Origin of the sequence: Hymenobacter monticola (assembly GCF_022811645.1) — a bacterium.
Lineage (GTDB): Bacteria > Bacteroidota > Bacteroidia > Cytophagales > Hymenobacteraceae > Hymenobacter > Hymenobacter monticola.
Map to the genome: position 1 here is coordinate 972,371 of NZ_CP094534.1, position 15,824 is coordinate 988,194.

The window sequence follows — 15,824 nt, forward strand, 5'->3', positions numbered from 1 at the left end:
TACATACGGCAGCTGATTTGCATACCGTTAGTTGCCCAGGCAGGTTGTGAACACAAGCGCACAAATTCGGACGCCAACCGCTGCCTTTGCTTGCCGTACTTTCGGCCATGTCTTTCCCTACAGCCGGCCCGCCCCCGCCCCTCACCGTGGGGCTGCCCGATGGCCGCCGGTTGGGCTACACGCGCTACGGCGACCCGGCGCACCGAGCCGTGGTGTACCAGCACGGCTTTGGCACCTCGGGCCGGGCCCTGCCCCCCGATGCGGCCCTGCTAGCCCGACTGCAGCTCCAGATTCTGGCGCCCGACCGGCCCGGCACGGGCCAGTCCAGCGTGTACCGGCCGCTCACTTTTCCTTCGTTTGCCGATGACGTGGTGGCCCTGCTCGATGCGCTGGGCATTGCGGGGCCAGTGGGCGTAATGGGCTGGTCGGTGGGCGGGGTACACGCGCTGGCGCTGGCGGCGCGGCACCCGGCGCGGGTGGCGGCTGGCCAGCTGCTCAGCACCTGCCTCCCGCTGGGCGAGCCCGAAGCCTACCGCCACCTCTCGCCGCTGTGGAAGGCGCTGCGCTGGGGCCAGGTGAGCTTTCCGTGGCTGAACCGCACCACCTTTCTGTGGCTCAGCGGGCAGTGGCGGCGCCACCCTGACCGCACGATTGATTGGTTTATCCGCCTCATGTTTGCGGAAGAAAAACGTGTGAGCCACCAGCACCGCGCCCTGCTGCGCGACGCGGCCGCCTGGGGCTTTGCCCACCACGGACGCGGCGTGTACGACGACGCCCAGGCCTGGTGCCGCCCGCCCGGATTTCGCATTGAGGACGTGCAAGCGCCCGTGCGCCTCTGGCACGGCGCGGCCGACGGTGTGTGGGCGCCAGGCAACATCCCCTACCTGGCCCAACGGCTGGGCGGGGCCCCCGTGCACTTGCTGCCGGGCCAGGGCCACATGCTCTACCTGGAAAACTGGACGGCTATTCTGGAGGAAATGGCGGGAATGATGAATGCTTAGGATGACAGACGATAGTAGATACGTTACTTCATTCGCACCCGCATTTGATGCCAGCCGGGCTCTTCGTAGTGGTAGCTGAGCAGAAACCCGCTGGTTTCGCAAATCTGGCGGGCAATGGGCAGGCCCAGGCCCACGCTGCCCGGCGGCCGGCCGGGGTTGGCCCGAAAGCGGGCGAATAGTTGGTCGGCGGGCAAGGCTTGGGGGCGGCCGGTGTTTTGCACCGTGAGCAGTTGGGGCGTGAGGGACACGCGCACCACGCCGCCCGGCCGGTTGTGCCGGATGGCATTCACCACGAGGTTGCTCACCAGAATATCGAGCAGCGAGCGGTTCACGGGCAGCAGCACCTGTGGGGCCAGGTCGGTTTCGAGGGTGAGGTCGGCGGCGTCAATCTGCTCGCGCAGCTGCTCCAGCTGGGTGCGCAGGGTGGCGGCCAGGTCCACGGTTTCGGTGGGGAAGAACAGCTGCTGGTCGAGGTGCACGAGCAGCAGCAGGCTGCGGCACAAGTGCGTGAGGCGTTGCGTGACGGCCAGCAGCGGCTCGATGTGGCCGGCCTGCTCCTCCGTCAGCCCGGGGGCCTGCACCAACGAATCGAGCTTGGTGCGCAGGATGGCCAGCGGCGTTTGCAGCTCGTGGGCCGCGTTTTCAGCAAACTCGCGCTGGCGGTGGTAGAGGCGCTGGTGCTTGGCGAGCACCCGCGTCAGGGCCGCGTTCAGGGCCTTGAACTCCGGAATATCCGTCGGGGCCAATACCGGCGCGTGGTGCTGGTCGAGCTGGTACTGCTGCAACACGGCCAGCGTGTGGTAGAACGGCCGCCAGTAGCGCCGCGTGAGCACGTGCTGAATAAGCAGGATGCCGCCCAGCAGCACCGCCAGCAGGATGGCCCCGGCCACCGTAATGCCCACCAGCAAATCCCCGTCATCGAGCACTGACGTTCGCACTTCCAGCCGATAGGGCCGGCCCTGAAACCGGACGACCTCGGCTATTTGGCGATACTGCTGCGGCTGGCCGGTGATGGTGTTCAGCATCATCCGGTCACGGAATTGGTCGGGCCGGGCGGGATATTGTCCAGCCGCCAGGGGCACGAACTCCACGTTGTGGTCGATGCGGTGCCAGAACGCCAGGTCGGCGGGCGTGCGCAGCTCCAGGCGCGCGCTCCGCTTCACGCGCATTTTGCGCCGCGTGAGGGTACGGTCCACATACACGTAGTACAGCTTGCGAATGACGGTGTAGTACACCCACGTGCCCGCAGCGGCCACCATCGCGGCGTAGAGCAGGAAAATGACGGTGGTGCGGGCCAGCAGCTTCATGGGGTGAGTAGAGTGATTGGTAGAACAACGTAGGGGCGGGGCTTGCCCCCGCCCGGGCATTTGCGCCGTCACAACGATTCTGTTCAACGGCGGGCGGGGGCAAGCCCCGCCCCTACCTCTTTCAGGTCGCCCTTCTCACGCCGCCGGCTCCGGGTCGAACCGGTAGCCCAGTCCATACACCATCCGAATGTGGTTGGGCGCGCCAGCCTCCGTCAGCTTGCGCTTGAGGTTTTTGACGTGGGCGTACACGTTCTCGAAGGTATCAAACTGCTCGGCCGCGTCGCCGGAAAGGTGCTCGGCAATGGCGCCTTTGGTGATGACGCGCTTCTGGTTGGCCAGCAGTAGCAAGAGCAGGTCGAACTCGGTGCGAGTGAGGTTGAGGGGGCGGTCGGCCACGGCGGCGCGGCGGGCGGGCACATCCACGGCCAGCTGCCCCACGCGCAGCAGGTTGGTGCCCTGGAAATGGCGGCGGCGCACCAGCGCGGCCACGCGCGCGCTCAGCTCGGGCAGGTAGAAGGGCTTGGGCAGGTAGTCGTCGGCGCCCAGCTCCAGGCCGGTGATGCGGTCGTCGACGGCGGCGCGGGCCGAGGTGATGATGACGCCGGCGGGCTTCTGCTGGCGCTGCAGCTCGCGCAGCAGGTCGAGGCCGTCGCCACCGGGCAGCGTGAGGTCCAGGATGATGCAGTCGTAGTCATAGAGCAGCATTTTTTCCTGGGCCTGCGCGTAGGTAGTGGCCGTTTCGCAGTGGTATTGCTGGGCTTGCAGATAGCGAACCACGGTGTCGAGCAGTTCGGGTTCGTCTTCTACAAGGAGCAGCTTCATGGGTAGCGTTGGGTGGGATGTAGCGTGGACTCTGCGAGTCCGCGCATGGCGGGCGGTCCTGGCGAGGCGCGGACTCGCAGAGTCCACGCTACAATTCACCAGACCGCAAACGATTTTTCTACAAAAGCCAATTTCTTCCAAATGTATTCTAAATCGTCGGGCTACTTCGCTGCATCAACACCCCGCCGCCGGCTGGCCGGGGCCTTCCTCCTTCCCCAAATCCCACCCAATGCTCTCTCTCCTCGGATTCCTGATGATTAGTACGTTCATGTACCTCATCATGTCGAAGCGCATGTTTGCCATGACGGCGCTCATTCTGATTCCCATCGTGTTTGCCCTCATCGGCGGTTTTCGGGCCGAAATCGGAGACATGATGCTCGACGGGGTGAAGAAGATTGCGCCCACGGGCATCATGCTCATCTTCGCCATCATGTACTTCGGCATCATGACCGACGCGGGCCTGTTCGACCCCATCGTGGCCAAGATTCTGAAAGTGGTGGGCGGCGACCCGCTCAAAGTCGTCATCGGCACCGCCATTCTGGCTTTGTCGGTATCGCTCGACGGCGACGGCACCACCACCTACATCATTGTGGTGGCGGCCATGCTGCCGCTCTACCGCCGCCTCCGGATGAACCCGCTCATTCTCACGGCCACCGCGTTTCTGGCCAGCGCCGTGATGAATATTCTGCCTTGGGGCGGCCCCACGGCGCGGGTGCTGTCGGCCCTGCACCTCGATAGCTCGCAGGTGTTCACGCCCCTCATTCCGGCCATGATAGTGGCAGCGGGCTGGGTCATTTTCGTGGCTTACGTCTTCGGCAAGCGCGAACGGGCCCGCCTGGGCATCGTCACCATTACGGAGGATGCCGACGAGCTGGTGGCCGAGGCCAACCACGAGGACCTGAGCCTGCGCCGTCCCAAGCTGCTGTGGCTGAACGCGCTGCTCACGCTGGCGCTGCTGGTGGGTTTGTTCATGGACGTGGTGCCGCTGCCGGTGCTGTTTATGGTGGCCTTTGCGCTGGGCATGCTCATCAACTACCCCAAGCTGGGCGAACAGCGCGGCCGCCTGAATGCCCACGCCGGCAACGCCGTGATTGTGGCGGGCATGGTGTTCGCGGCGGGCATTTTCACCGGCATCCTGGCCGGCACCAAGATGGTGGACGCCATGTCGCAAACCATCGTCACGCTGATTCCCAACTCCTTGGGGCCGCACCTGCCCATCCTCACGGGCCTCACCAGCGCGCCGTTCACTTTTTTCATGAGCAACGATGCCTACTACTTCGGCATTCTGCCGCTCGTGACGAAGGCGGCCAGCCAGTTTGGGGTGAGCGTGGAGGCCATGGGCCGGGCCTCGCTGCTGGGCCAGTCGGTGCACCTGCTGAGCCCGCTGGTGCCCAGCACCTACCTGCTGGCCGGCCTGGCCGGCGTCGATTTCGGCGACCACCAGCGCTTCACCCTGAAGTGGGCCTGCGGCACCGTGCTGGTGATGCTGCTGGTGTGCCTGCTGCTGGGCGTGGTGCCGGTGTAGCAGATGTAGCGTGAACTCTGCGAGTCCGCGCCCCGCGTGAACAGCCAATACCGCCATCATCCGCCCATGCGCGGACTCGCAGAGTCCACGCTACAAACCTTCCATCCCACCCGCCACCCCGGCGGCTAAATTCCCACATCCAAAATGAAAAATATTCTCCTGCTTTTTGCCTGCCTTCTGCTGCTGGCCGGCCCGGTCCACGCCCAAAACCGGGGCAAATACAACGACTGGCTGCAATACACCGGCACCTATTCGCTCAACCAGCGGTTCGATATCAACCTGGGGGCGCAGTACCGCGCCTACAACGGCCTCACCGACAAGCGCCTGCTGCTGGGTCTGGCCAACTTGCAATACAACCTCAAAAGCCTGCCCATGTCGGTGGCGGCCGGCTACATGTACCTGCAGCTCCAACCCTACACCAATGCCGAACAGACCGACAAAGCCGACAACCGCGAAAACCGCCTCTACCAGCAGGTGATTGTGAATAACAAGCTGGGCCGGGCTCGCCTGCTGCACCGCTACCGCATTGAGGAGCGGTGGACGGCCACCGACTTCCGGCTGCGTTTTCGCTACCTGGCGTCGCTGCGCCTGCCGCTGGGCCCGAAGACGCTGGAAAACCCCAAATGGTACGCCACTATTAAAGACGAAATCCGCATCAGCGACCAGGAAAACCCCTTCGACAGCAACCGCGTGTGGGGCGGCGTGGGCTACGTGCTCAACAAGCACCTGGGCGGCGAACTGCTCTGGATGACGCAGTTCAACGGCGGCGCCGACCGTACGAATTACGTGGCCTTCATCCTGCGCCACGACTTTGGCTGGTCGGCCGACCGGCCCGAGCGCCGGCCACGCTTCCTGCCGCAATAATTTTCCGCTTTACTTCGCTTCATGTACGCGCCCCTTCAGCAAATTATTGACAACCCGTTGGCCGCTCTGGCCATCGTGGGCAACCTGGTCATCATCGAGAGCCTGCTCTCGGTAGACAATGCCGCCGTGCTGGCCACCATGGTGGGCGACCTGCCCCGCGAGCAACGCAAAAAAGCCCTGCGCTACGGCATTTTCGGCGCCTATATCTTCCGGGGGCTGTGCATTTTGTTTGCCTCTTTCCTCATCCAGTTCTGGTTTTTGAAGCCGCTGGGCGGCCTCTACCTGCTGTACCTGGTGTACGACCATTTCCGGGCCGGCCCGCCGCACGACGAGGAAAAAATTGAGAAGGAGAAAAGCTGGTTTTACCGCAACACGCTGGGGCTGTTTGGGAAATTCTGGGCCACCGTGGCCCTCATTGAGCTGATGGACCTGGCCTTCAGCATCGACAACGTGTTTGCCGTGGTGGCCTTTACCGACAACATCATTTTGATTTGCGCGGGCGTGTTCATCGGCATTCTGGCCATGCGGCTGGTGGCGCAGGGCTTTGTGCTGCTCATGGCCAAGTACCCGTTTCTGGAAACGGCCGCTTTCGTGGTCATTGCCTTGCTGGGTATTAAGCTAATGCTTTCCCTGGTAGAGCATTTCCTGCCGGGCCACCCCTTCAGCGTCTTCCTCACCAGCGAGGCGGCCGATGTGGGCCTGACGGTGCTCACCGTGTCCTGCTTCCTAGTGCCTTGGGCAACGTCGCTGCTCTTCAACGTGCCCCAGCGCCCGGCCGGCAACCGCGCCGCCGAAGCCCGCCGGGGCGAGGCCAGTTAGCAACCAGGCCCCCGCGTGGCCCGAGTACCCCGAAGCTCCTGCTTCGGCCCGCGTTAGCATCGTTCAACGGGCCGAAGCAGGAGCTTCGGGGTACTCGGGCCACGCGGGGCCTACCAGAAAACCAGTATTTTTTACCTCAAAACACTCCCTGGAGGGCCCGCTCCGACTACTGTGGCCCGCCGGTTGCTAGTTTCGAAGGGCATTCGGCGGCTTCCACGCTTCCGCCAGCGCCCCGTTTCTATGCTCCCCACCCTTACCCTTCTCGCGGCCCTGCTCCTGCCCCCGCAAGACGCGCCAATTGACACCACCCGCCAGTTCCGGGGCTACGGCGACTTGTCGTACGTGTGGGGCACCTTGGCCCTGCGCAACGGCAAGGTGCTACGGGCCTTCGTGCCCACCGCCACCCTGCGCGGCTACAGCATGGTAGTGCCTTACTACCCGCAAGCCCCCGCTCCCACCGGCAAGCCGCCCCGCCCCAAGCTGGTGGCCGCCCCCAATGTGCGCTGGATGCGCGCGGGCAGCCAGTACTGGGAGGTGCTGGGCCACACCCGCGCCGAGCCGGGCAGCCTGGCCTTGCGCCGGCAGGCCGGCTCCGTCGAGTTGTTTACCGTGAAGGCTACGGCGCCGCCCATTCTCACCGCCCTGGGCCCCAACCCCGTGCTCAGCTCGCCCGTGGGCACGCCCCAACGCGTCGAGCTTCCGCCCGACGACTGGTACCTGCGGCGGGCAGCCGAGCCGCCTGTGCTGGTGGAAATAGGCAACTTTGCCAGCCAGGTGGCGGCCTTTCTGCACGACGCCCCCGAGCTGGCCCGCAAAGTGGCCGCCGGCCAGCCCGGCTACCGCTACGAAGACTTGGAAAGCATCATTCAGCAATACAACAACCAGCGCGCGCGCCGCTAGCCGGCCTACAGCAACTGGTGCTGTGCCGCCAGCCGGATAAGCGCGGCCGTGTTGTTCACCTCGAACTTGGCCAGCAGGTTGCGGCGGTGGGTTTCGACGGTGAGGGCGCTCAGAAACAGGCGGTCGGCGATTTCCTGGCTGGTCTGCCCTTGGGCGATGAAGCCCAGTACTTCTTTCTCGCGGCGCGTGAGCGGGGGCACGGCCGCCCGCGCCGGCTCGGGCTGGAGCAGCAACTCCTGCACTTCTTCGCTGAAATACTTCTTGCCGGCCTGCACGCGGGCAATGGCCTCGGCCAGTTCCTCGGGCGAGGCGTTTTTGAGCACATAGCCAGCCGCGCCCTGCGCCATCATGCGCGTCACGTAGCTTTTCTCGTTGAGGGTAGTGAGGGCCAGGATTTTCAGGCCGGGGTATTCGCTCACCAGCCGGCCGCACACGTCGAGGCCGCTCTCGTCGGGCAGGCTGATATCGAGCAGCACCACGTCGGGGCGGTGGGCGGCCACGGCGGTGTAGGCTTCGGCAGCGGTGCCGGCGGTGGCCACTACTTCCAAGGCGGGCATGGGCGCCAGCAGGGCCCGCAGCCCGGCCACTACCATGGGGTGGTCGTCAACGAGGAGCACACGGGTGGGGAGCGTCATGGCAGGGGCAGTGGGTTGGAAATGCAAAGATGGGGCGGCAGGAAGTAAGGCCGCGCACGCCTGTTATCCTGAGCGCAGCAAAGGACCTTTGCAGGCTTGCAGCAATTTGATTACTGCTAGTCGTTCAGCGGTGAGAAGGTCCTTCGCTGCGCTCAGGATGACAGAAGGCGCGGTAAAGGTGCTGCTTCTTTGATGGCACTTGTTTGCTTGCGCGTCATTCTCTCTCCACCCGTAAATCCAGACTAAACGAAGTGCCCTGCCCGGGCGCCGACTGCACTTCCAGTGTGCCGCCGAGGTAGCGGGCGCGGGCCTGCACGCTGCGCAGGCCCACGCCGGTGCTGGCCACGGCGGGGTCGAAGCCGCGGCCGTCGTCCTCCACCACCAGGTGCAGCTCGGGGCCGTGGCGCATCAGCTGCACCAGCACTTCCTGGGCCTGGGCGTGCTTGAGCACATTGTTCAGCAGCTCCTGCACCAAGCGGTAGAGCTCCACTTCCAGCTTTTGGGGCAAGCGGGTTTCGAGGCCGTGGGTGTGGAGCTGCACGTGCGCGGGGCCGGCCTTTTGCGTGCTGGCGCAGAGGTCCTGCAGGGCCTGCTTCAGGCCGAAGGCCAGCAGGGCTTCGGGCATGAGGTTGCGGGCCACGCGGCGCAGCTCGCCAATGGAGCTGTCGAGGTGCTCGATGGATTGGCTGACCAAGCTGCTGGCTTCGTCGGGCCGGACGGCACGCTGGCGGGCCGAAGCCAGGTAGTGCTTCACGGTGGAAAGCATGCCGCCGAGGCCGTCGTGCAGGTCGCGGGCCAAGCGGCGGCGCTCTTCTTCCTGGCCCTGCAGCACGGCCTGGGCGGTGAGCAGGGCCTTTTCCTGCTCGCGCTGGCGGGCGGCCTGGCGCTGGCGGTACCGGAGCAGCGCCGCTGCCAGCACGCCAGCTGCCACTAATGCCAGCAACAAGGCCAGGTACACGGCGTTGAGGCGGCGCTGCTGGCGCAGCACCAACTGCTCGGCGGCCTGGGTTTGGCGCAGGGCGCGCAGCTGGGCGGCCTGTTGGCGGGTGCGGTAGCGGGTTTCGAGCTGGGCCACCTGCGCCCGCACGGCCGTGCCAGCCAGGGTGTCGCGCAGCTCGTGGCCGCGGCGGTAGTAGCGCAAGGCCTCGGCCCACTGCCCGGCCTGCTCGGCCAGCCGGGCCAGCCCATCGAGGTTGTCGGCGAGCTGGCGCGGGTCGCCCAGTTGCTCGCTGATACGCAGGCTGCGCTCCAGGCTGGCGCGGGCGGCGGGCAGGTCGCCGGCCTGGGCAGCCAGCTGGCTCAGCTCAATCAGCAGCTTAGCTTCGTCGCCGGCCGCGCCCTTACGCCGGGCAAAGCCCACGGCCTGCTCGAAGGCCTGCCGGGCGGCGGCCGGCTGCCCGGTGCTGCGGTAGTACTGCCCCAGCGTGAAGTAGTACTGGTCGGCGTAGAGCTCGCCGCCGGGCAGCAGCGGCCGGGCCGCGCGCAGAACCTGGCCAGCGCTGTCGGGGCGGGCATGCTGCAGGTGCAGGCGGGCCAGCTGCAAATACACGGGCAGGAGTTCGGGCACGGGGCCGGTGCGGGGCGCCAGAGAGGCGGCCAGCCGCCAGTAGCGGATGGCTTCGGTGGGCTGGTTGGCGGCCTGCAGGCTGTTGCCGAGGTTGGCATACACCGTGAGCAGGGTGCGGCCGGCCTCGGGCAGCGGGGCCAGGTAGGTGGCGGCCTGCAGGTAGTTGCGCACGGCGGCGGCGTACTGGCCCTGGCGGTCGGCCACGTTGCCGCGGTTGTTGGCAATGGCGGCCAGCAGCCGGGCCAGGCGTGGGGCCGGCCGCTGGCGGTAGAGTGGGGCGGCGGCGGCCTGGGCGAGGGCGCCGTAGCGGGCGGCGCGGGCATTGTCTTGGCGCAGAATGGCCAGGCCGCTCAGCTGCAGCCAGCTGTGGGCTTGGCCGTAGCCGAAGCCCGCGGCCTGGCTCAGGGCCAGGGCCTGGCGGGCGTAGCGCAGGGCCTGGGCGGTGTCGGTGGCGGCTAGGGCGGCGGAGAGGCGCAGGGCGGTTTTGGCACGGGCCGTATCGGAGGGCGCGGTTTGGAGGGCGCGCAGCAGGCTGTCGGGCGGCGCGGTGGGGGCCTGGGCGGCCAGCACAACGGGCAGTGGCAGCAGGGCCAGCAGCCCCGCGCAAACAAGATAAAAGCGTGGCCTCATCACCGTCAAAATTGGGCAGAATCCGGCGAAAAACCGGGGCCCGGGTTGAAACTACTGGTTTTTCGGGAGGCAGAATTACTGCTTTCCGGCGATTTCGCGGCGTGGGGACCGGGGCCAACTTTGCATCACCAAACAACGCTCTTTTTCAACCCCTTAACCACCTAATATCATGCAAAAAATTGTCGCCTCCGCCCTCGCCGCCACTGCCCTGCTGCTGGGCAGCACCGCCGCTTCGGCCCAAAACCACGCCCTGAAAGCAAACCTGCTCAGCCCCCTGTTCAAAACGGGCTCGTTCTTCTACGAGCACAAGCTCAACGACGCCAGCAGCCTGCAGCTGGGCGGCCTGGTAACGTACTGGGGCCTGGGCGACACCAAGATTTCGGGCTTCGCCATTACGCCCGAGTACCGGCGCTACCTCTCCAACGACAAGCAGGCGCTGGAAGGCTTCTACGTGGCCCCCTTCGCGCGCTACCAAAACCTGGGCCTGAGCCTGCAAACCAGCACCGACGACGGCAGCGCGGCCACGGCCAAAGCCACCCTGCACACCATTGGCGGGGGCGTGGTGGTGGGGCACCAGTGGGTGTTCCGCCGGCGCATCACGCTCGACACGTTCTTCGGCCCGTCTTATAACTCCAACGTAGCCAAGCTGGAAGCCAGCGGCGGCGGGGCTTCGGAAAGCTTCGACCTGGGCTCGTTCCAGGGGTTCAGCCTGCGCACGGGCGTCACGCTGGGGGTGGCGTTTTAGCACCGACCCTGTGCTGGCGCGGGACGCCGCGCCAGCACAGGGCCCGGGAGCGGGCGTATCGGCTGTTTTGCTTATAAGTCCTTGCTGGCCCGATAGGCAAATGGGCAAATGAAAAACGGACAGAAAAAGCGTGTGGCTGCACGCAACCAAAGCGCGAGCAGCGCGGTCAGAAGCAAAAGCGAGTACCGCAGGGGTGGCCGTGCTGCTAAACGTTGCCTGCCAACGTTTTTAAGGTCACCTTGCGGCGGCGTTGCAACTCGCTAGCGGTTTTTGCACTCTCCACTGTTGCACCATTGCCCTCTTTCCCCATGAAAAAGTTTACCTTGGATTTGCGCACCGTCTTTTGCGCCGGCTTGCTGGCCGCACCCGGCTTGGCCCACGCGCAGGCGCCCACGTGGCAATGGGCCGCGGCGCCCAGCGCCATCGTCGACGACAATACGGGGTTTGGGGGCTCCAGCATTTCCGCCGTGGCGCAGGACGCCTTCGGCAACACGGTGGTGGCCGGCAGCTTCTACGGCACCTTCACGCTGGGCAATACCACGCTGACCAGCGCCGGCTATAACGACATTTTCGTGGCCAAAATCAGCCCCACCGGCCAGTGGCTGCAGGCCGTGCGGGCCGGCGGCGCGGGCCAGGACGGGGCCGCAACCCTGGAACTGGACGCAGCTGGCAACGCCTTGGTGGGCGGCAGCTTTGGTAATCTGGCGCCGGGCGCCACGGCGGCGTTTGGCCCCATTACCCTCCTTTCTGCCGGAAACGCCGATGCCTTTGTGGCCACGCTCAGCACCACCGGCCAGTGGACGCAGGCTGTGCGCGCCGGCGGCACCGGCGCCGACTACGTGGCAGACCTGGTGCCCGACGGCACCGGCAACGTCCTGGTCGTGGGCAGCATTGTTGGCGCCGGCAACCTGGGCAGCTACGCCTTTAACGGCCCCGCCGGCGCCATGCAACTGTTTGTGGCCCGGCTCAACCTAGGCACCGGCACCTGGACGCTCCTCAACCAGGGCACGCCCCCCTACGGCGCCCAGCCCAGCGCCATCGCCCTCGATGCTGCCGGCAATGCCGTGGTGGCCGGCCGCTGCGGCAGCGGCATCACCTTTGGCAATACCACCCTGACTTCCAACCGCGGCGAGGGCACCTTTGTGGCGCGCCTGAACACAAGCAGTGGCCAATGGACCCAGGCGGTGGCCCCCGTGCAGTCGCGCAACAGCGCGGCCCCGCCCACCACCATCAACTCGCTGGCGGTAGATGCGGCCGGCACCGTGGCCGTGACGGGTGTACTGATTGAAACCGCCACCTTTGGCAACACCGTGCTGACCAGCGCGGGCAGCTACGACGTGTTTGTGGCCAAGCTCAACGCCGCCGGACAATGGACGCAAGCCGTACGCGCCGGCGGCGCAGCCAACGACATTCCTTACTCCGTCGTCTTCGACACGGCGGGCAACGCCATCGTGACGGGCCTTTTCGGGCCGTACGGCAGCTTCAGCCCCACCTTCTCGGCCGACTTTGGCAGCAACACCATCACCAGCGACGGGCAGTACGATGCCTTCGTGGCCACGCTCAGCCCCGGCGGGCAGTGGCTGCAAGCCGTGCGCGGCGGCGGCGGCGGCAGCGACATTGCGGGCCCGACCGTGGTGGACGCCGCGGGCAACATCACTGTGGCCGGCTACTGCTCCGGCCCGGCTGCCTTTGGGCCCTACACCCTCAACACCACCAGCAGCTACGGCATGGCCTACGTGGCCCGGCTCAGCACCAACATGCTGGTGACCCACGCCACCGCGCCCGTGCCCGCCGAGGTATTTGCCCTGGCTCCCAACCCCGCGGCCGGTGCTGTGCGCCTCACCTGGCCCGAAGCCAGCAGCAGCGCCCGCCCGGCGCAGCTGCTCGATGCGATGGGCCGCGAGGTGCGCCGCCAGCTGCTGCCTGCCCGCACCACCACCGCCACCTTTGATGTAACCGGCCTGACGCCTGGCCTGTACATGGTGCGCTGCGGTGCGGCCACCAGCCGCCTGCAAGTGCAGTAGGGTTGGTGCAAAGGCCCATCGTAAACGTTAAAAAGCCCGCCTGAGTCGTCAGGCGGGCTTTTTAACGTTTACGATGGGCATCAAGCCGGCTGCATCTGCTTCAAATGCAGCAGCATGTCGGCCGTCATTTTGTCGAGGTCGAAATCGGGCTGCCAGCCCCAGTCCTGGCGGGCCTTGGCGTCGTCGATGCTGGCGGGCCAGGAGTTGGCGATTTGCTGGCGGGCATCGGGTTTGTAGGTGACTTCAAACCCGGGCACGTGCTTCTGAATGCTGGCCGTGATTTCGGCCGGCGAGAAGCTCATGGCCCCCAGGTTGTAGCTGGTGCGCACCTTGATTTGCTCGGCCGGAGCGTGCATGAGGTCCAGTGTGGCCTTAAGGGCGTCGGGCATGTACATCATGGGCAGGTAGGTGTCTTCTTCGAGGAAGCACTCGTAGTTTTCGCCGGCCACGGCCTTGTGGTAGATGTCGACGGCGTAGTCGGTGGTGCCGCCGCCGGGCAGGCTCTTGTAGCCGATGAGGCCGGGGTAGCGCAGGCTGCGCACATCCAGCCCGTGCTTGCGGTGGTACCACTCGCACCACTGCTCGCCGGCCAGCTTGCTGATGCCGTACACCGTGTTGGGGTTCATGATGGTGACCTGCGGCGTGTTATCGCGCGGCGTGTCGGGCCCGAACACGGCGATGGAGCTGGGCCAGTACACCTGGGCCACGCCGTGGGCCACGGCCGCTTCGAGCACGATGAGCAGGCCGTCCATGTTCAGCTGCCAGCCGAAGAGCGGATTTTTCTCGGCCGTGGCCGAGAGCAGCGCGGCGAGGTGGTAAATCTGCTTGGGCCGGTACTGGCGGATGAGCTTGTCGAGGCGGGTGCGGTCGAGCACGTCGAGCAGCTCGAAGGGGCCGCCGGCCAGCATGTTGGGGTCTTTGGGCGGGCGCACGTCGGCGGCTACCACCAGGTGGGGGGCGTAGCGCTGGCGCAGGGCGGCCACCAGCTCCAGGCCCAGCTGCCCGCAGGCGCCAATGACCAGCACCGAGCCGGGTAAAACAGAAGTAGCGGGGTCGCCGGAAGTGGGGGTCATGGAGCGCGTTGAATGAGGGGTGGGATGGGAGAATGGGCGCAAAGATACCGGGCCCGTTGCAGCCCAAGCGTGGCTTGCTCCGTATTGTCATCTTCCACGTTGCTTGTGCGCCTCACCCAGGGCGCCCGGTCCTATGCCTGAATCCTCTCCCCTCTACTCGCTGCTTTACCGCAGCGAGGCTTCCCGTGCTGTGCACGAAGTCACCCTCGGCACGCTGGTGCGCAAGGCCCGCCTCTACAACCAGCAGGCCCGCATCACCGGCATGCTGCTCTACGCCAAGGGCCATTTTCTGCAGCTGCTCGAAGGCCCCGAGCCCGCCCTGAGCGACTTGTACGCCCGCATCAACGACGACAAGCGGCACTACGACGTGACCACGCTCTCGTATGGGGCCATCGAGTTGCGCTCGTTCGGCCGCTGGCCCCTGGCCTACGCGTCGGTCGATGCCGCTTTTCTGGACAAAGTGGCCAAGTGCCTGCCTCAGCCCACCACGGTGGGACTCACAGCTCCCCCCTGCCCCGAGGTGGCCCAGCTGCTGCGCGACTTTGCCAAGGAGCACGACCAGGCCGCGCATTAGGAGCCGTTCGAGTTGGTGTTTCAAGCTATCTGGGCGATGTAGAGACGCGTATTCGCGTCTCGCCGTGGAACGGTATCGCCCTATATAAAAGCCCGACGGTGCCAACGACGAGACGCAATTATGCGTCTCTACCTCGTGCCAGACAACTCCGAAAATCACCCAAAACTGCTCATAAGCCGGAGCTGGCGCTTCCGGTGGCCCCCGCGGTATCTTTGGACATATGACGACCCGGCTGGCTTCCCTGTTTTTTCTATTGAGTGCATTGCTGTGCGGCACTTCCGCACACGCCCAAACCCCGCCCTACCGCAACCTGGTGATGGAGGGCGGCGGCATCCGCGGCATTGCCTACGGCGGCGCCCTGCAGGAGCTGGAGCAGCGTGGGGTGCTGGCCGGTATCCGGCGGGTGGGCGGCACCTCGGCCGGCGCCATTCAGGCGGCGCTGCTGGCGGTGGGCTACTCGGCCCAGGAAATCATTGATGTGGTGAACGCCACACCCGTGCAGCGGCTCAACGACGGCCGCTTCATCTTTTTCGGGGGCACGCACCGGCTTATCACCCAATACGGCTGGTACCGGGGCGACGAGTTTGCCACCTACCTCAGCGAGTTGGTGGCCCGCAAAACGCAAAACCCCAACCTCACCCTGGCCGAACTGCACGCATTGGCGCAGAAAGAGCCCAGCCGCTTCCGCGACCTCTACACCACCGGCACCAACCTCACCCAACAGCGCGTGCAGGTGTTCAGCCACGAAACCAACCCCACCATGCGCGTGGCCGATGCCGTGCGCATCAGCATGAGCATTCCGCTCTACTTCCGGGCCGTGCTGCTCGATGCCCAAAACAACGTCATCACCGGCGACCCGGCCCCCGGCCAGCCCACGCAGGTGCTCGTCGACGGCGGCCTGCTGGCCAATTACCCCGTCGACTTATTCGACTACCCGCGCTACCTGCCCGCCGGTTTCACTGGCCCCACCGATGCCCGCGGCCGCGTCTACAACCCCGAAACCCTGGGCCTACGCCTCGACCGCGCCGAGCAGATTCCGCTCGACGCCTCCCCCACCGGCCGCCAGCAGCTCGCGCCCTACGACATCCAGGACTTCAACTCCTATCTGGCCGCTCTCTACACCGTGGCCCTCGAAAACCTCAACCCCGTGCAGCCCGCCGACCAGCGCCGCACGATAAATATTGATTTTCTGAACTTCAGCCCAAAAATTAAGCGGATTTCGGACGCCCAGAAAAAGCAGCTGATGGACAGCGGAAGGCGGGGCGTGCAGGCGTTTATGGCACGGCAGGCAGGCAAATAATTTTGTAATAACCCGATTACGGCGACGATAAGCCACTC

At 65.7% G+C, this 15,824-nt stretch carries 14 protein-coding genes; 9 read left to right on the forward strand and 5 right to left on the reverse strand.

All coding sequences use genetic code 11. From position 1 onward, the window contains the following. Nucleotides 1–107 precede the first annotated feature (107 nt). The gene (locus MTP16_RS04345) at nucleotides 108–1,001 is read left to right on the forward strand and encodes an alpha/beta fold hydrolase (RefSeq protein ID WP_243516249.1); all 894 of its coding nucleotides are present in this window, start codon (nucleotides 108–110) and stop codon (nucleotides 999–1,001) included. Nucleotides 1,002–1,024: 23 nt separating this feature from the next. Here the strand turns inward: MTP16_RS04345 and MTP16_RS04350 are convergent, their stop codons facing one another. Beyond that, nucleotides 1,025–2,308, reverse strand: coding sequence for a sensor histidine kinase (locus MTP16_RS04350; protein ID WP_243516251.1), 1,284 nt, complete (start codon nucleotides 2,306–2,308; stop codon nucleotides 1,025–1,027). A 135-nt stretch (nucleotides 2,309–2,443) separates the two neighbouring features. Continuing rightward, on the reverse strand, nucleotides 2,444–3,130 hold the full coding sequence (locus MTP16_RS04355) for a response regulator transcription factor (protein WP_243516253.1): 687 nt from the start codon (nucleotides 3,128–3,130) through the stop codon (nucleotides 2,444–2,446). Between the two features lie 229 nt (nucleotides 3,131–3,359). Here MTP16_RS04355 and MTP16_RS04360 point away from each other — a divergent pair, with 229 nt between their 5' ends. The 4 genes from MTP16_RS04360 (at nucleotide 3,360) to MTP16_RS04375 (ending at nucleotide 7,238) form a co-directional block, all read left to right on the forward strand. Next, nucleotides 3,360–4,655 carry a CitMHS family transporter gene (locus MTP16_RS04360; RefSeq protein ID WP_243516254.1) on the forward strand — a complete coding sequence of 432 codons (1,296 nt, stop codon included), beginning with the start codon at nucleotides 3,360–3,362 and terminating at the stop codon, nucleotides 4,653–4,655. A gap of 144 nt (nucleotides 4,656–4,799) precedes the next feature. Next, nucleotides 4,800–5,519, forward strand: a complete 720-nt coding sequence (locus MTP16_RS04365; RefSeq protein ID WP_243516255.1) for a DUF2490 domain-containing protein — start codon at nucleotides 4,800–4,802, stop codon at nucleotides 5,517–5,519. A gap of 21 nt (nucleotides 5,520–5,540) precedes the next feature. Then, nucleotides 5,541–6,338 carry a TerC family protein gene (locus tag MTP16_RS04370; protein WP_243516256.1) on the forward strand — a complete coding sequence of 266 codons (798 nt, stop codon included), beginning with the start codon at nucleotides 5,541–5,543 and terminating at the stop codon, nucleotides 6,336–6,338. A gap of 240 nt (nucleotides 6,339–6,578) precedes the next feature. After that, nucleotides 6,579–7,238: a hypothetical protein gene (locus MTP16_RS04375; protein ID WP_243516257.1), complete on the forward strand. Its 660-nt coding sequence runs from the start codon at nucleotides 6,579–6,581 to the stop codon at nucleotides 7,236–7,238. Between the two features lie 5 nt (nucleotides 7,239–7,243). Here the strand turns inward: MTP16_RS04375 and MTP16_RS04380 are convergent, their stop codons facing one another. Together MTP16_RS04380 and MTP16_RS04385 are read right to left on the reverse strand one after the other, a co-directional pair. After that, nucleotides 7,244–7,873 (reverse strand): response regulator, encoded by a 630-nt coding sequence (locus MTP16_RS04380; protein WP_243516258.1) that lies wholly within the window; start codon nucleotides 7,871–7,873, stop codon nucleotides 7,244–7,246. A gap of 214 nt (nucleotides 7,874–8,087) precedes the next feature. Next, nucleotides 8,088–10,070: a tetratricopeptide repeat-containing sensor histidine kinase gene (locus MTP16_RS04385; RefSeq protein ID WP_262922657.1), complete on the reverse strand. Its 1,983-nt coding sequence runs from the start codon at nucleotides 10,068–10,070 to the stop codon at nucleotides 8,088–8,090. 169 nt (nucleotides 10,071–10,239) lie between these two features. On the opposite strand from MTP16_RS04385, the gene MTP16_RS04390 reads away from it, so the two are divergent. Continuing rightward, nucleotides 10,240–10,815: a DUF3575 domain-containing protein gene (locus MTP16_RS04390; protein ID WP_243516260.1), complete on the forward strand. Its 576-nt coding sequence runs from the start codon at nucleotides 10,240–10,242 to the stop codon at nucleotides 10,813–10,815. A 308-nt stretch (nucleotides 10,816–11,123) separates the two neighbouring features. Then, nucleotides 11,124–12,839 (forward strand): T9SS type A sorting domain-containing protein, encoded by a 1,716-nt coding sequence (locus MTP16_RS04395; RefSeq protein ID WP_243516262.1) that lies wholly within the window; start codon nucleotides 11,124–11,126, stop codon nucleotides 12,837–12,839. Between the two features lie 80 nt (nucleotides 12,840–12,919). Here MTP16_RS04395 and MTP16_RS04400 read toward each other — a convergent pair whose 3' ends face one another. After that, nucleotides 12,920–13,912, reverse strand: coding sequence for an NAD-dependent epimerase/dehydratase family protein (locus MTP16_RS04400; protein ID WP_243516263.1), 993 nt, complete (start codon nucleotides 13,910–13,912; stop codon nucleotides 12,920–12,922). A 133-nt stretch (nucleotides 13,913–14,045) separates the two neighbouring features. On the opposite strand from MTP16_RS04400, the gene MTP16_RS04405 reads away from it, so the two are divergent. Together MTP16_RS04405 and MTP16_RS04410 are read left to right on the forward strand one after the other, a co-directional pair. Next, the gene (locus tag MTP16_RS04405) at nucleotides 14,046–14,486 is read left to right on the forward strand and encodes a BLUF domain-containing protein (protein ID WP_243516265.1); all 441 of its coding nucleotides are present in this window, start codon (nucleotides 14,046–14,048) and stop codon (nucleotides 14,484–14,486) included. Nucleotides 14,487–14,706: 220 nt separating this feature from the next. Continuing rightward, nucleotides 14,707–15,786, forward strand: coding sequence for a patatin-like phospholipase family protein (locus MTP16_RS04410; protein ID WP_243516267.1), 1,080 nt, complete (start codon nucleotides 14,707–14,709; stop codon nucleotides 15,784–15,786). Nucleotides 15,787–15,824: the final 38 nt, after the last annotated feature.

What these genes read in the sequence shown, in the direction of transcription:
- MTP16_RS04360 (WP_243516254.1), top strand. Translation starts at nt 3,360, where the DNA reads ATGCTCTCTCTCCTCGGATTCCTGATGATTAGTACGTTCATGTACCTC.
- MTP16_RS04355 (WP_243516253.1), bottom strand. Translation starts at nt 3,130, where the DNA reads ATGAAGCTGCTCCTTGTAGAAGACGAACCCGAACTGCTCGACACCGTG.
- MTP16_RS04400 (WP_243516263.1), bottom strand. Translation starts at nt 13,912, where the DNA reads ATGACCCCCACTTCCGGCGACCCCGCTACTTCTGTTTTACCCGGCTCG.
- MTP16_RS04390 (WP_243516260.1), top strand. Translation starts at nt 10,240, where the DNA reads ATGCAAAAAATTGTCGCCTCCGCCCTCGCCGCCACTGCCCTGCTGCTG.
- MTP16_RS04395 (WP_243516262.1), top strand. Translation starts at nt 11,124, where the DNA reads ATGAAAAAGTTTACCTTGGATTTGCGCACCGTCTTTTGCGCCGGCTTG.
- MTP16_RS04385 (WP_262922657.1), bottom strand. Translation starts at nt 10,070, where the DNA reads ATGAGGCCACGCTTTTATCTTGTTTGCGCGGGGCTGCTGGCCCTGCTG.
- MTP16_RS04365 (WP_243516255.1), top strand. Translation starts at nt 4,800, where the DNA reads ATGAAAAATATTCTCCTGCTTTTTGCCTGCCTTCTGCTGCTGGCCGGC.
- MTP16_RS04370 (WP_243516256.1), top strand. Translation starts at nt 5,541, where the DNA reads ATGTACGCGCCCCTTCAGCAAATTATTGACAACCCGTTGGCCGCTCTG.
- MTP16_RS04405 (WP_243516265.1), top strand. Translation starts at nt 14,046, where the DNA reads ATGCCTGAATCCTCTCCCCTCTACTCGCTGCTTTACCGCAGCGAGGCT.
- MTP16_RS04345 (WP_243516249.1), top strand. Translation starts at nt 108, where the DNA reads ATGTCTTTCCCTACAGCCGGCCCGCCCCCGCCCCTCACCGTGGGGCTG.
- MTP16_RS04410 (WP_243516267.1), top strand. Translation starts at nt 14,707, where the DNA reads ATGACGACCCGGCTGGCTTCCCTGTTTTTTCTATTGAGTGCATTGCTG.
- MTP16_RS04350 (WP_243516251.1), bottom strand. Translation starts at nt 2,308, where the DNA reads ATGAAGCTGCTGGCCCGCACCACCGTCATTTTCCTGCTCTACGCCGCG.
- MTP16_RS04380 (WP_243516258.1), bottom strand. Translation starts at nt 7,873, where the DNA reads ATGACGCTCCCCACCCGTGTGCTCCTCGTTGACGACCACCCCATGGTA.
- MTP16_RS04375 (WP_243516257.1), top strand. Translation starts at nt 6,579, where the DNA reads ATGCTCCCCACCCTTACCCTTCTCGCGGCCCTGCTCCTGCCCCCGCAA.